We start from the raw sequence: 14,515 nt of genomic DNA, 5'->3' as shown, positions 1-14,515 counted from the left end.
CGTTATTTTGAACGACGATGGCGGCGTCCGGCCGGCCGTCGCGAACACTATCAAACCTGTTATTCATGTCAGCATCCGCAACGGCCTCGGGCAAAACCACGGCCGCCTTTACCGAGAAGAAGTACCTGGTGACGCTGATTTTTGTCACGTCCCTCTTTCTGTTGTGGGGTTTCGCTATTTCGATGGGCGACGTCCTCAACAAGCACTTCCAGAACGTCCTGCACGTTTCCAAAGCCGATTCGGGCCTCGTCCAGTTCAGTATGTTCGGGGCGTATGCCATCATGAGTATCCCGGCAGGGCTGTTTATGAAGCGGTTCGGGTATAAAAACGGTGTTTTGCTGGGTCTGGGGCTTTATACCCTTGGCGCGTTTCTGTTTGTGCCGGCAGCGAATGCCGAGTCGTTCGGCTTCTTCCGGTTTGCCCTGTTTGTACTGGCCTGCGGGCTGGCTACGCTGGAAACCGTGGCGCACCCGTTTGTAGCGGGCCTCGGCGACCAGCGGACGAGTGATCAGCGGGTCAACTTTGCCCAATCGTTTAACGGACTGGGAACGATCATCGGGCCTACCGTCGGCACCTATATCCTCCTCCGCGCCGGTGCGGGAGAAGGCGAACACGACCTCGGGTCCGTCAAAACCCTGTATATGATTGTGGGAACGGTGATTGCCCTGATTGCCGTTGCGTTCTCGTTTGTGAAAGTACCGGTATTCGAAGATCCGCACTCGGTCGAAGCCGAAGCGGATGCCTATGCCGTACCAACCGATCCTTCTGTTCTGAAAGGCTCCAAATCCCTCTTCAGTCACCCGCATTTTGTCTGGGCGGCTATTTCCCAGTTCTTCAATGTGGCGGCGCAGGCGGGTACCTGGGCGTTTTTCATTAACTACGGCCACGAGAAAATGGGCCTGTCAGACGAAACGGCGGGGTACTATTTCGCGCTGAGTATGGTGATGATGACCGTCGGGCGTTTCATCGGCACCTTCCTGATGCGGTTTATCGCCCCGAACAAGCTGCTGGCGATTTTCGCGCTGTGCAACATTGTGATGTGTCTGATTATCGCCCAGAGCTTCGGCTGGCCGTCGTTTATCGCGCTGCTGATGCTGAATTTCTTCTTCAGTATCATGTTTCCGACGATTTTCAGCCTTGGCATCAAAGACCTCGGAAAGCATACCCAGCAGGCGTCGTCGTTTATCTCGATGGGCGTGGTTGGTGGCGCGTTTTTTCCATACGTAATGGGAAAAGTTGCTAACACCGATGTAGCTACAGCTTACTACCTGCCGATTATTTGCTACGCTGTGATCTTTCTTTTCGGGGCGAAGTTCTCGAAATCCAAGTAATACCAACGGGCGGCTCGCAAGGCCGCCCGCTTTCGTTCCGGCCCATGCGTTACCTTCTTTTCTTTCTCTGTCTTTCCGTTCAGGCGCAAACGCGGTATGACTTCACAGCCGTCAGCCAGCGGGTGCAGCACTGGGTAGACCGCGGCTACTATCCCGGCGCGGCGATGGCTGCCTGGAAAGACGGGAAGCCGGTCTACGAACGCTCTTTCGGCACGTATACCCCGGAAACGGAAGTTTACATCGCTTCGGCAGGAAAATGGCTGGCAGCGGCGACGATCGCAGCAGTGGTCGACGACGGAAAACTATCCTGGGATGACCCCGTCTCCCGCTGGCTGCCGGAGTTTACCGATGTAAAAGGAAAAGCGACCCTCCGGCAACTGCTCTCCCATACGTCCGGCTACCCCGACTATCAGCCGAAGGGCCTCCATCCGGACAACTACCAAACCCCGGCGGAAGCCGTCGCCGCCATCCGGCCGCTCCCGGCCGATACCCTTCCCGGCACGGTCTTTCACTATGGCGGGCTGGCGATGCAGGTTGCGGGCCGTATGGCGGAGCTGGCTTCCGGAAAGGAATGGGAAGCGCTGTTTCAGGAAAAAATTGCCCGGCCGCTGGGTATGTCACACACGCATTTTACGCCGGTAGATCCTACGCCCGGCCATAATCCGATGGTGGGTGGCGGCGCCAGGAGTTGTGTCCGGGACTATGTCCGGTTTTTGTTACTCATTCAGCAGCAGGGTGTTTGGGAAGGCAAACGGGTACTTTCCGAAAAAGCCATCGCCGCGCTGGAAGCCGATCAGGTATCACCCGCGCGGGTAAATCCCGGAGAGTTTGTGGAAGAAGTCCGCGGGAATACCCATCAGGGACTGTACGGGCTTGGTGTCTGGCGGGAAGAGCTTTATCCCGACGGTCGGGCGATACAGCTGAGCAGTCCAGGCTGGGCGGGGGCCTATCCCTGGATTGACCGGATCAGCGGCGTTGTGGGCGTTTTCTTCGCGCATATTGATGTTTCGAGACCGAACCCGGAGGGGTTTTCTTCGTTTCTGGGAAGTCCGGTGCTGGGAACGATGGTTCGCCGAACCATTATGAACCCGGAACCCACCGGCCGGCCGCTGATACCTGTACGAAAAGGCATGGCGCAGGCCGGAGATGCTCAGTTGTACTATGAAATCGCGGGAAACGGTCCGCCGGTTATTCTCCTGCATGGCTATGTACTCGACACCCGCCAGTGGGACAGACAGTTTACGGAACTGGCGAAAAACTATACCGTTGTCCGCTATGACCTGCGCGGGTACGGGCAGTCCGATCTTCCCCGAAAAGCCTTTTTACATGCCGATGACCTCGGCAAACTCCTCGATGCCCTGAACATACCGAGAGCGCACCTGGTGGGCAGTTCGCTCGGGGCAATTGTCGCGACGGATTTCGCCGCCCTGCATCCCGAACGGGTCCTTTCCCTGACCGTCTCCGGCGGGGGCGTATCGCCTGATCCCGGACCGGACGTTCCGTTTTCGCCGGAAGAAAAAGCCAAACGCCAAAAGGAAATCAACGAATGGCGGGAAATGCGAATGCCCAGAACGTATCTGCTGGCCGAGCTGCGAATGAACTCCACGCGTCCGGACGAAAACAGCCCTTTGTTTGTCGCCGCTGCGCGCGACTGGTCGGCATGGGCTTTTCTGCACATCGGCCCCCGCTGCTTGCTGGGTTCGTCCGTCATTCCTAAGCTGCCCGCCCTCCGGATGCCTGTTCTGGTACTTCACGGCGAGCGGGAACCCACGGCGGCAGCAAAAGCTTCGCAAGCGCTGCTGGATCGGGTACCTCACGGGCGAAAAGTGACGCTGAAATCAGCTCGTATGTTTGCCAACCTCGATCAGCCGGAGGCTTTTACGAAAGCGCTTCTGGCTTTTCTTCAGGCAGGGAAATAGTTCATAGCTGTTTTTCGTACGAAAATTTCTACGTCAGAATAAGTGACTTTCCGGGAGAAACGGTCTATTTCTTAGAAACCCGGCATCGGGCCGGCTATTCGCTCCTTCTATGAAAAAACGATTTTTCTTTGGCTTGCTCCTGCTGGGTACGGTCCCGGCTTTTTCTCAGGTAACGGTGACAAACGACAGCGACCTGCCATTCGATCAGGCGGTTGTCGAAATACCGTGGGCAACGGTCAAAAAAGCCTTTCCTGCCGCCGACACCGCGCAACTGAAAGTACTCGCCGGCAAAAACGAACTCCCTTGGCAGGCCGAACGTAAAGGCACGAAAGACATACAAAACCTGCTCGTACAGGTCAGCGTACCGGCGCATGGCTCCCTGAAACTGCTTTTTCAGAAAGGAAAACCGGCGCCCGTGCCCGCCAAGACCTATTGCCGGTATGTGCCGGAGCGGTACGATGATTTTGCCTGGGAAAATGATCGGATCGCGTTCCGCATCTATGGCGCCGCGCTCGACAAACGGTCGGACAACGCCTATGGGTCTGATATCTGGGCGAAGCGTACCTCCGCACTCATCCTGAACAAATGGTACAAGCAAAACGACTACCACAACGACCACGGCGAGGGGCTGGACTACTACCACGTCGGCCTGACCCTCGGCGGCGGAGATATCGGCGCGTTTCTCGGCGATTCCATCCGGTATATTCACAACTATCAGAAATGGGAGGTACTTGACAACGGCCCGCTGCGCTCCACCTTCCGCGTTACCTACCCTACCTATGTGTTTCAGGGTATTACGGTCCAGACGGTCAAAACCTACTCCCTCGACGCCGGCTCTCAGCTGAGCCGGATTCTGGTGGAGACCACGCATACCGCCCCCGGGGCACTGCCGCTGGTTGCCGGGATTACCCTTCGGAAAGAACCGGGTATGATCGTAGAAGATGAGAAAAACGGCATCCTGGCCTACTGGGAGCCGACGCACGGCAAAGACGGTGCCATCGGCGTCGGCTGCGTTTTTTCCGGTGGAAATATCAAAATGAGCCGGCGGTATGAGCACGCGCTGGCGCACCTCTCGGCGTCGGGGCCGGTTGTTTACTATTCCGGCGGCGCGTGGGACAAAGCCGGTGTGATTACCTCCGGTCTGGCATGGGCACATTACCTCGATGCGTTTGCGGCCCGTTTGCGCAATCCCTTGAAAATCAATCTCTGATTTCTGTTTCAATACCCTGTTTGCAAAAAAGCCGCTCCTCCGGGACGCGGCTTTTTTCGTAGAAGTCGGATAAAACCCACGTCTTCTGTAAGTATATTTTTGATCTTCCGGTGGATTTTTGGCTTATCTTTGAAGCTGTTTTTTTTCTTCAACCGAACAAAACCTGTGTACCCTCCCCCGAACCGAATCTTCACCCCCTCCATGAAACACCTTCTCCTTTTGTTTCCCCTGCTGCTCGGCAGCTGCGTGGGACCTATGTATCCGACCGGCGTACCGGAAGACTCCCGTAAAAATCCCGATTCACGCCCGGTGCCGCGCCGGGAAGACCCTGAGCCGCAGGGCCGTCCGAATTACCCGGACCAACAACCTGTTCCACAAGAGGCTCCGCGGCCGGCAGACAAGGGGATTACCATACGCTCCGTCCGGCTGACGCAACAGGGTACCGTCCTCTCGCTGACGTTTACCAATCGCAGTCGCGTCCAAAAAGACGAGAACGGGCGTGTCATCAGCGATGGCTCGGAGCGCATTGCCTTCCGGCCTTCCGCGGTGCTGATCGCCGGTGAAGGAACGCGGCAATTCAAATTTATCCGCGGCGGTGGGCTACCCATCGGCGAGTTCACAGACATAAAAACATTTCAGGCCAACGCTATGACGGTGCCGGTCGGAAAATCGGTTGACTTCGAAATCGTCTTCGAACGCCTCGATCCCGGTCTGGAAGACTTTGATCTCTTTGAATGCAACGATTTTGACCACTTGATCTGCTGGAATATTTACAACCTGCACGTTGATAACCCGCTGCCTCCCATCAAAAAACCGGATACCCGGCCGACGAAACCCGCCACCCGCCCCCGCACGGGCAAGGTTGGCGAAGTAGATAATACGCCTCCCAAACCGGTAGAGCCGCCTGTCGTGCCTATTGCCCTGGTAACCGGCGTGGTCCGCAACGCCAAGACCAATCAGCCCATCAGTGCGACGATTGATTTTCACCGGTCGGGCGACAAAGCCAAGCTCGATTCCGTGCAGAGTTTCGCCAGCACCGGTCTCTATAAAATGTCGCTGCCGAAAGGACAGGTATACACCTATCTCGCTTTTGCCCGTGGCTATACCGCTACCAACGATGTACTGGATTTGAGCAAGACAAAGAGCGGAGAAACCGTCACGCGGGATATTTACCTGAACCCGCTGGCTGTCGGCGATAAGATTACGCTGAAGAATATCTATTTCGAAGTATCAAAATCGGAATTGCTGAAGGCTTCCTTCGCGGAGTTGAACAAGCTGGTCGCCATGATGCAGGAAAACCCCGGAATGGCAATCCGCCTGGAAGGGCATACCGATATCGTCGGCGATCACGACGCCAACCAGGAGCTGTCTCAGGACCGGGTCGACGCCTGCCGCGATTACCTCGTCAGCCACGGAATTCAGGAAGGGCGGATCGAGGCCGTCGGATACGGAGATACCCGCCCGCTCGTCAAAAAGGGAACCGACGAAGAGCGGAAAGTGAACCGCCGCGTCGAATTCATCATCACGCGCTTGTAACACGGAGCCGGGCATATGTCCGGCTCTTTTTTTGTTTCCGGTGAACAGCTCTGACGTATACTTCCCATTTTTTTCCAGAATCGGGGGAATATATTCGGGAGATCAAAGCTGTGAACCCATGAAGATGTTAGTCGTTGAAGATGAGCAGGAACTCGCCGAAAGCATCACCTCCTACCTCACCCGGGAAGGCTACCGGTGCGAAATGGCGGCTACTTTTCGCGAGGCCGATGAAAAGCTATACCTCTACGAATACGACTGCGTGATCGTGGACCTCACGCTGCCCGGCGGCGACGGCCTCGACCTGATCGAAACGCTGAAAAAACGCATTGCCTCCACGGGCATTATCATCATTTCGGCCCGTAATGCGCTGGAGGACAAGATACGGGGACTGGAAGTCGGGTCCGACGACTACCTCACCAAACCCTTTCACCTTTCCGAACTGAACGCCCGGGTCAAATCCCTTATCCGGCGGCGGAATTTCGGCGGGCATAATGAAATACGCTTCCGGGAAATCGAAGTACATCCGCATGCACACAAGGTATTCGTGGGCGGGCAGGAGACGGTTCTTTCCCGGAAAGAGTATGATTTGCTGCTCTATTTTCTCTCGAATCTCGACGTCGCGCTGACCAAAGCCTCGATCGCCGAGCACCTCTGGGGCGACAATATCGACTCCGCCGATTCCCTGGATATGGTCTATTCCCACATCAAAAATCTCCGGCGGAAGCTGGTGGAAAAGGGGTCAGGCGACTACATTCGCTCCATCTACGGCATCGGTTACAAATTCGGCCCGCAGTGAGACTTCTCGAAAAAACCAACCGCATCTACCTCGCCTTTTCGCTGAGCCTGTATATCGTGACGGCGATTGCGTTTTATGGCATTATCAAATGGCTGATTTACGAAGAGGTGGAGAGCCGGTTGCTGGTCGAAAAGCGTGATTTCCTCGTCTACGTACATCATTATACCTGGAAAGACAATTCGTATTTCGTTGAAAACAAGATCGAAGTAGAGCCAGGTACCCAGCCGAAAGATTTCCGCGAGCATTTCAAAGATACCCTCATCCAGGACCGCTACACGAAAGAGTGGATACCCTTCCGTCAGCTGACGTTCTATACGCCTATTCAGCAGGAAACCAAGCGGGTAGCTATCCGCAAGTCGCTCATCCAGTCCTACCGCCTGATTGAAGTCATTACGCTGACGATGGCGACGGTCCTCGGCCTGCTCCTCATTGGGACTTTCTGGTTTCAGGACCGGCTCTCGGGGCGCTTGTGGCAGCCGTTTTACGAGACACTGGCGCGGATCAAGCGGTTCGATCTGTCGAGCGGCAAAGCCCTCCACCTGGAAAAACCGGAGATCATCGAATTCCGGGAGCTGAACGAAGTCCTGCAAAAAATGGCCGAGCAACTCCTTCACGACTATACCACGCTGAAGGAGTTTACTGAAAATGCCTCGCACGAGCTGCAAACGCCCCTGGCCCTGATCAATGCCAAGGTCGAACAACTGATTCAGTCGGAGCAGCTGACGGAAGACCAAACCCGCTGGATCCAAACCATTTACGACGCCTCCCGGCGCATGTCCCGGCTCAACCAGGGTCTTCTTCTCCTTGCGAAAATTGAAAACAGGCAGTTTACGTCTCCGCAGGAGATCGACCTGTCGCGCGAGTTGCACGAAAAATTCGCCGACATGGAGGAGCTGTTCACCCACAAAGGCATCCGGATCGAGCAGGAAACCGCTTCGCCGTTTGTCGTGTCTCTTCCGGCGATACTCGCCGACAGCCTCCTCGGAAACCTCGTCAGCAATGCGCTGAAACACAATATGCCCGGCGGCTATATCCGGGTGGAATCCTCGGCCGACGAACTCCTGATCCGGAACAGCGGTCCTACCCTGAACAACGAACCCGACGTGCTCTTTTCCCGCTTCAAGAAAGAAGAAACCGGCTCGGATTCGGCGGGCCTCGGATTGGCAATCGTCAAACAGATCTGCGACAGCTACGGCCTTGCGATCCGGTATACCGAAAACAAGGGTGAGCATACGTTCCGGCTCGCCCGAAAAGAAGCATAAAAAAGGCCCGGAAGCGATCTTCCGGGCCTTTTTTATCAGTCGTTACTTCCTATTGGTGTACGATTTTCACCATCACAAAATCACTTTTCTGTGACGTAGAATCGGTGGAGAGGAAGCTTCCCGAATCCAGGCGGATGATATTAACGCCGGCCTTCGTCAGGTATACCTTCAGGCTGTTGGCCTGTTTGAAAACATTCTTTTTGTTGGCAGGACGAACCGTTACGCCGGTAAACTTCAGCTGTACCGTCGGGTATTTTTTCAATACGGCAGCCAGCTCGTCGATCGCCGGGGTAGATTGCGGAGTCGGTTCGTTCGTTGCCGGGTCGAATTTCACTTCGTTCATCACGAATATCTTTCCTTCCTTCGCCAGCGGGTCGCTCAGGTGCTGGGCGATTTTGGCAGCCGTAGTTGTACCGCCGGTAGTCGGGGTAGTCGTCGCCGCTGCCGGCGTTGTCGCAGCAGGTACTGCCGGGCGGGCCGTGGTATCCGGATAGTTGGCTGTAGAATCCTGAGGTACAGCTACTTCCTCAGACGATGTGGTATCGGCATTACTCATCAGCGAGTCTCCAAACTGCGACCAGCCAAACCAGGCGGCGCCAAGGACCGCGACAACCAGCGCTACCGCCAGTATTCCTTTCCAGGGGACAGATACGCTCCTAGAATTCAGGTCATCATATGCGTGCTCGGAGGTATGCCGTGTGCGGGACGGAGCCAGCTCTTCGAGCGTCTCCTCTCCCGGCTCGACGTAACCGAGGCGGGTAATACCGTCGACCGACAGCGTCTCCGCGACCTTGTCGATCATCTCGGCGTCAGCATCCTTGAGCAGGTAATCTTTCTGGTTCCGGATCAGGATGGCGAGGCCGGTGGCGTCGAGGTTCTGGTCGCGGACGAGCTTCCCGAACGTATCGAGCGTCACAAAAGAAACCAGACCCAGTACAGCGGTCGCTGATGAGTTCCGGATTTTTCCGTGGCTGCTGATCATCGCGACCAGGGTACTGCGTTTGTCCGGAAGGAGGTGGCTGAAGAGGTTGCCGCCACGCTGAACGATCTGGCTGGCCTGCTCCCGGTCTTTCAGTACGCCGGGAAGAGAAGCGGTTACGCGTCCGTCCAGTTTTTCGCGTTCGATGGCCTTGAACATGGCTTTCGCGCCACTTTCGTTGGAAGTACGCTTCAGGAAGGAAACCAGCACGGACAGCACTGCGGCATGCAGCGCCGATTCCACTTTACCGGATTCCTCGTTAACATAAGAAGAGGTATTCTCCACGAAATCCGTGGAGAGAAGATCTTTCAGGTACGAAAAAATATTCATTGGCAGTGATCAGACTATCGTTTCTCAGTTCCAGCCGTCATCCGATTTCGGCTTGGGTTTGGCGGCACCCTTTTTGGCAGTAGCCGCAGGCTTTCCGCCACCGAAGGACGAGATGGTCTGGTCCTTCTCCGCCCGGGTGAAAACTCTACTTACGATTTTCCAATCCGCCCCGATTTTCATCAGCGAGAGAAAATCGACAAACTTGAAGTTGTCGAGCTCCATTTCGAGTACAGCGCTGCCGGCTGCACCGAGGTAGTTGTAGGAAACGATCTTGCCCGTCCATTTGGCTCCGCCTTTCGGAACCTTTGCGATGAATTCGCGGACCGGGGTATTGGTCACCCGGCCGTCTTTCAGACTCCGGAGGTTCGCCAGCGGGTAAAATGCCCGGTTCAAACGCGCCGTATCACCGTCTGCCCCGCCATCGAGGTAGTTCTGCAGGGTTGCTTTGATTTGTTCATCTTCGGATTGTGCCCGGGCACTGAATCCCAGCAGCACCATGGCGAGCAGAGGGAGGAAGGTCTTCATAGGTTTCATTGCATGTTATGGTCCACGAATAACGATAAAAAATGCTTCTTTTTAAAGCACTGCCAAATTTTACCGGCCGGCAGGTATCTGCTCCGAACGCCGGAGAAAGGCCGCCGCGATCCGGGCGGTGGTTTCTTCGAGCGAATGGAATTTTAATCCTGTCTGCCCCTGTATTTTTTCGTTGTGATAATAGAAATGATGCAGGGAACTACGGGCGGTTTCACGGGTAACGAGCGGCTTTTTTCCGGTCAGAAAACCCCGGATCGCTTCCACGCGCCAGGCAATTGCCGCCAGCAGGGGCGTTACCCGGAACCGGGGCGCTTTTTTTCCGAGCTGCTCCGCCGCCAGGGCAAAAAACTGCCGGTAGGTCGTCTTTCCGCCGCTAAGGATGAAGCGCTCGTTGACAATATCGCTGACCAGCAGGCGGGATACGGCTTCGGCCACGTCCCGGACATCTACGTAATTGAGCGTCCCTTCGGTGTAAAAAGGCTTCTCATCAAAGACATATTTGAACAGCGCGGTGCTGCTGCGGGACCAGTCGCCCTCGCCCAGTACCACCGACGGATTGACGATCACCGCGGGAAGGCCTTCGGCGATACCCCTCCAGACCTCCAGTTCGGCCTGGTACTTGGATTTGGCGTAATGCGAGTTTTGCGGAGACTCTTCCCACTTTTGTTCTTCGTCTATTTCAACAGGCTGTTCCGCATTACGGCTGTTCTTTTCGGGACGGCCCAATGCCGCTACAGAACTGATATGCACCAGTTTGCGCACCCCGGCAGCGAGCGAAACGTTTACGACGTTGGCAGTACCTTCCACGTTTACCTGGTACAGCTGCCGGCGTTCTTTCGGTGAAAAAGAGACAATCGCTGCGGTATGTACTACTTCCGTACAGCCTTCAACAGCCCGTTCGAGGGACAGAATATCGAGTATATCGCCTTCTACCCACTCAATCCGGTTCTGGTCTTCCCCGAGCAGGGACAGGTCGCTGTCAGGCCGGCGCAGTGCCCGGATTGCCTGCCCGTCGGCCAATAATTTGCGGGCTATAAAGCTGCCGATCAGCCCGTTGGCTCCGGTAAGAAATATCATGCGTGTTCCAATTGACGGGATTCCGGTTCGCGCGTTCGTTCCAAAGCCCGTATTTCTGTCAAAAGTAAGCAGAAAGGTGTTTCAGTCCACCAGTGCCTGGTAGGCCAGTTGCTTGAACTCCCGCTCGATACCGGGAATGGCGTTTGGCAACAGCTGTGTCGTCCAGACCCCGAGTATCTGCTCTTTGGGATCGAACCAGTAGTCCGAGCAGTTTCTGCCGCCCCAGCGAAGGGTACCGACGCTGCCAGGGGCCTGGGCGTTGCCGCGGGCTGTTTCGATCTCGAAACCGAGGCCAAACTTGTTGCCCGCTCCTATCTCCAGGTCGCCGATCTGGTTGACGCACATGAGGTCGATGGTTTTCCGGGAGAGCAGTTGTTTTCCGTTGAAACTGCCGCCATTGATCAGCATTTGCAGGAATTTGGCGTAGTCGAGGACGGTGGACGTCAAACCGGCACCGCCTGATTCATAGGTTTTTGCACCTGCGATGGGGTAGTTTTCTTCGGCGAAGTCGGGATGGCGTTCGAGCGGAGCGTCCTGGTTTCGTTTGGAATAGAGGTGCATGAGGCGGTTTTTCTTGCTGTCAGGCTGATAAAAACCGGTATCCTCCATCCCGAGCGGTTCAAAAATCCGCTTCTGAAGAAATTCGCCGAAGCGCATCCCGGAGACAATTTCCACAACCGCGCCGAGTACGTCGGTATTCAGGCCATAGGTATGTTTTTCACCGGGTTCGTGGAGGAGCGGCAGCGCGCCCATCGCCGACATGGTTTGGGTAATCTGCTTCGGTTCTATGCTGAAGAAATCGGGAATTCCGGCCTTTTTGTATAGAGGATGGCTGTAGTTGATGCCGGCAGTATGCGTCAGCAGGTGGCGGAGGGTGACTTCCCGTTTGGCCGGAATACCCGACCACGTGGTATCCTTCGCATTGAAATAGGCCAGTACTTTCGGGTTCCTGAAACTGGGTATATAGCGTGAAACCGGGTCATCCAGCCGGAGTTTTCCTTCCTCATATAGTAGCATTATCGCTACAGACGTAATAGCTTTCGACATCGACATAATCCGGAAAATAGCCGTTTTGTCGAGTACCTCCCCCGCTTCCACGTCACGGTAGCCAAAGGATTTGTAGTAAACAATCTGTCCTTTTCGTACCAGGATCATCGTGGCTCCGGGCATATGCTTTTTCCGGACGTGGTCCTGCATCAGCGCGTCAATACGGGCAAACCGCTCGGCCGAAAAGCCGAGGCTCTCCGGGTTTCTGGCGGTCGCGAACACCTGCGGTCTGGTTTGAACGTTGAGTGTCTGGCTTTTACCCGTACCGGCGGCGGACACGAGTACGGATAAAAAGAGCAGAACTTTCCGGAAAGTCATCGGAGTTAACAGGTTTAGTTAATTTTGCCTCAAATTACAGTATTTCATGCCTGACAAGAAATTTAACCGCACAACCGTCACCGCGGCCCTTATCTACGCCAACGGACCGATTCACATCGGCCACCTGGCGGGCTGCTATGTGCCGGCAGACGTATATGTCCGTTTTCTCCGGACGAAAGGCGACGACGTCGCTTTCATTTCCGGAACGGACGAGCACGGTGTTCCCATTACGATCCGCGCACAGAAAGAGGGCATTACCCCGCAGGAAGTAGTCGACAAGTACCACAACCAGATCAACAAGGCCTTTTCCGACTTCGGTATTTCGTTTGATATCTATTCCCGGACCTCGAAACAGGTCCACCACGAGATGTCTCAGGATATCTTCCTCCAGCTCTACAACAAGGGCAAGTTTACGGAGGAAGTCACCGAGCAGTATTACGATGAAAAGGCGGGGCAATTCCTGGCCGACCGGTACATCGTTGGTACCTGCCCCGTCTGCGGTAACGAAAACGCCTATGGCGATCAGTGCGAGCGCTGCGGGAGTACCCTCAGCCCGACTGAGCTCAAAAATCCCCGCTCGATGCTGTCGGGTGAGGCCCCGGTACTGAAAGCTACGAAAAACTGGAACCTTCCGCTCGATCAGATGCAGCCGGACCTGGAAACCTACGTCGAAAGCCACCCCGAGTGGAAAACGAACGTAGCCGGGCAGGTACGCTCCTGGCTGAAGGAAGGGCTGAAACCCCGCGCCATGACCCGGGACCTCGACTGGGGCATCAAGGTTCCCCTGCCCGATGCCGAAGGCAAGGTTATGTATGTGTGGTTTGATGCTCCTATCGGCTATATCACGTTCACGAAAGAACTGAAAGGCGCTGATTGGGAAAAATGGTGGAAAGCGGAAGATACCCGTATCGTCCACTTCATCGGGAAAGACAATATCGTCTTCCACTGCCTGATTTTCCCGGCGATGCTCATGGCCGACGGCCGGTTTATCCCCGGCGCCGACAACGTGCCGGCGAATGAGTTCATGAACCTGGAAGGCGACAAGATTTCTACTTCCCGGAACTGGGCCGTCTGGCTGCACGAATACCTGGAAGACATGCCCGGCAAGCAGGATGTACTCCGGTATACCCTCATCGCCAACGCGCCGGAAACCAAAGATTCGGAATTTACCTGGAAAGACTACCAGACGCGGAACAACTCCGAGCTGGTCGCGATTCTAGGTAACTTCGTCAACCGTGCCATTGTCCTGACCGAAAAGAACTTCGGACCGGCTGTACCCGCACGCGGCGAGCTGACCGAAGCCGATACCGCGATGCTCGAAGAGCTGGCGCTGTATCCGGGCCGGATCGCCGAAGCCCTGGAGAATTTCCGCTTCCGGGAAGGATTAGGCCTGTTTATGGACGTCGCCCGTCTCGGCAACCAGTACCTCGCTGCCACCGAGCCCTGGAAAGTACTCAAGGAAAATCCGGAGCGCGCCGCGACCATTCTGCACCTGGCCCTGCAGCTGACGGCTACCCTCAGCGTATTGGCAGAACCGTTCCTCCCCTTCACGGCGGCGCGCCTGCGGGAAATGCTGCATATCGGACCGCTGTCCTGGGCCAATGCCGGCAAGCTCAGCCTGCTCGAAGCGGGGCAGCCCATTTCCAATACCGGCCTGCTGTTTGAGAAGATCGAAGACGCCGTTATCGAAGCACAGGTGCAGAAGCTGCTCGACACCAAAAAGCAGAACGAACTCGCCGCCAGGGTGCCGGCGCCTCAGAAGGAAGCCATCACGTACGACGACTTCACAAAACTGGATATCCGGATTGCGACCATCGTCGCTGCCGTACCCGTCCCGAAATCGAAAAAACTGCTTCAGCTCACGCTGGAGACCGGTTTGGACACCCGTACGGTTGTCAGCGGCATTGCCGAACACTTTTCTCCCGAAGAAATCATCGGGAAGCAGGTATCGCTCCTGGCCAACCTCGCCCCCCGGAAAATGATGGGAATTGAGTCGCAGGGGATGATTCTGATGGCGGAAGACCGCGACGGCAAACTTCAGTTTATCCGCCCCGGCGAACCGGTCTGGAACGGCGCATCTGTCTCCTGATACCGACTGGACGAACAGCTTGGCGGAACGGAAAAAGTTTCCTTATTTTAAACACACGGAATGAACGTTCCGTGTGTTTTCTTTTGA

General features: G+C 55.7%; 11 protein-coding genes. 7 read left to right on the top strand and 4 right to left on the bottom strand.

Features of this window, described 5'->3' with window-relative positions:
- Nucleotides 1-65 precede the first annotated feature (65 nt).
- The 6 genes from BLR09_RS16230 (at nucleotide 66) to BLR09_RS16200 (ending at nucleotide 8,054) form a co-directional block, all read left to right on the top strand.
- A complete protein-coding gene (locus BLR09_RS16230; RefSeq protein ID WP_093204484.1) occupies nucleotides 66-1,331 on the top strand; it encodes a sugar MFS transporter in 1,266 nt (421 codons plus the stop codon).
- Nucleotides 1,332-1,375: 44 nt separating this feature from the next.
- A complete protein-coding gene (locus BLR09_RS16225) occupies nucleotides 1,376-3,250 on the top strand; it encodes an alpha/beta fold hydrolase (RefSeq protein WP_093204482.1) in 1,875 nt (624 codons plus the stop codon).
- A 109-nt stretch (nucleotides 3,251-3,359) separates the two neighbouring features.
- Complete coding sequence (locus BLR09_RS16220; RefSeq protein ID WP_093204479.1) at nucleotides 3,360-4,460, top strand: DUF4861 family protein; 1,101 nt, start codon at nucleotides 3,360-3,362, stop codon at nucleotides 4,458-4,460.
- A 201-nt stretch (nucleotides 4,461-4,661) separates the two neighbouring features.
- Entirely contained in the window at nucleotides 4,662-5,996 is a 1,335-nt protein-coding gene (locus tag BLR09_RS16210) for an OmpA family protein (protein ID WP_093204473.1), read from the top strand.
- 118 nt (nucleotides 5,997-6,114) lie between these two features.
- Complete coding sequence (locus BLR09_RS16205; RefSeq protein ID WP_093204470.1) at nucleotides 6,115-6,792, top strand: response regulator transcription factor; 678 nt, start codon at nucleotides 6,115-6,117, stop codon at nucleotides 6,790-6,792.
- Entirely contained in the window at nucleotides 6,789-8,054 is a 1,266-nt protein-coding gene (locus BLR09_RS16200; RefSeq protein WP_093204468.1) for a sensor histidine kinase, read from the top strand. The genes BLR09_RS16205 and BLR09_RS16200 overlap by 4 nt, the downstream gene beginning before the upstream one ends.
- Before the next feature lie 49 nt (nucleotides 8,055-8,103).
- On the opposite strand, the gene BLR09_RS16195 is transcribed toward BLR09_RS16200, so the two are convergent.
- From BLR09_RS16195 to BLR09_RS16180, 4 genes are all read right to left on the bottom strand, one after another.
- The gene (locus BLR09_RS16195) at nucleotides 8,104-9,363 is read right to left on the bottom strand and encodes a DUF937 domain-containing protein (protein WP_093204465.1); all 1,260 of its coding nucleotides are present in this window, start codon (nucleotides 9,361-9,363) and stop codon (nucleotides 8,104-8,106) included.
- Between the two features lie 24 nt (nucleotides 9,364-9,387).
- Nucleotides 9,388-9,888 carry a nuclear transport factor 2 family protein gene (locus BLR09_RS16190; RefSeq protein ID WP_176785577.1) on the bottom strand — a complete coding sequence of 167 codons (501 nt, stop codon included), beginning with the start codon at nucleotides 9,886-9,888 and terminating at the stop codon, nucleotides 9,388-9,390.
- 69 nt (nucleotides 9,889-9,957) lie between these two features.
- Nucleotides 9,958-10,974 carry an NAD-dependent epimerase/dehydratase family protein gene (locus tag BLR09_RS16185; RefSeq protein ID WP_093204461.1) on the bottom strand — a complete coding sequence of 339 codons (1,017 nt, stop codon included), beginning with the start codon at nucleotides 10,972-10,974 and terminating at the stop codon, nucleotides 9,958-9,960.
- 81 nt (nucleotides 10,975-11,055) lie between these two features.
- Nucleotides 11,056-12,339 carry a serine hydrolase domain-containing protein gene (locus tag BLR09_RS16180; protein ID WP_093204459.1) on the bottom strand — a complete coding sequence of 428 codons (1,284 nt, stop codon included), beginning with the start codon at nucleotides 12,337-12,339 and terminating at the stop codon, nucleotides 11,056-11,058.
- A 46-nt stretch (nucleotides 12,340-12,385) separates the two neighbouring features.
- Here BLR09_RS16180 and metG point away from each other — a divergent pair, with 46 nt between their 5' ends.
- Nucleotides 12,386-14,428, top strand: a complete 2,043-nt coding sequence (gene metG / locus BLR09_RS16175; protein ID WP_093204457.1) for a methionine--tRNA ligase — start codon at nucleotides 12,386-12,388, stop codon at nucleotides 14,426-14,428.
- The last annotated feature ends 87 nt before the right edge of the window (nucleotides 14,429-14,515 follow it).

The organism is Siphonobacter aquaeclarae, from assembly GCF_900103285.1.
Lineage (GTDB): Bacteria > Bacteroidota > Bacteroidia > Cytophagales > Spirosomataceae > Siphonobacter > Siphonobacter aquaeclarae.
This window is presented reverse-complemented; position numbering and strand designations above follow the sequence as displayed.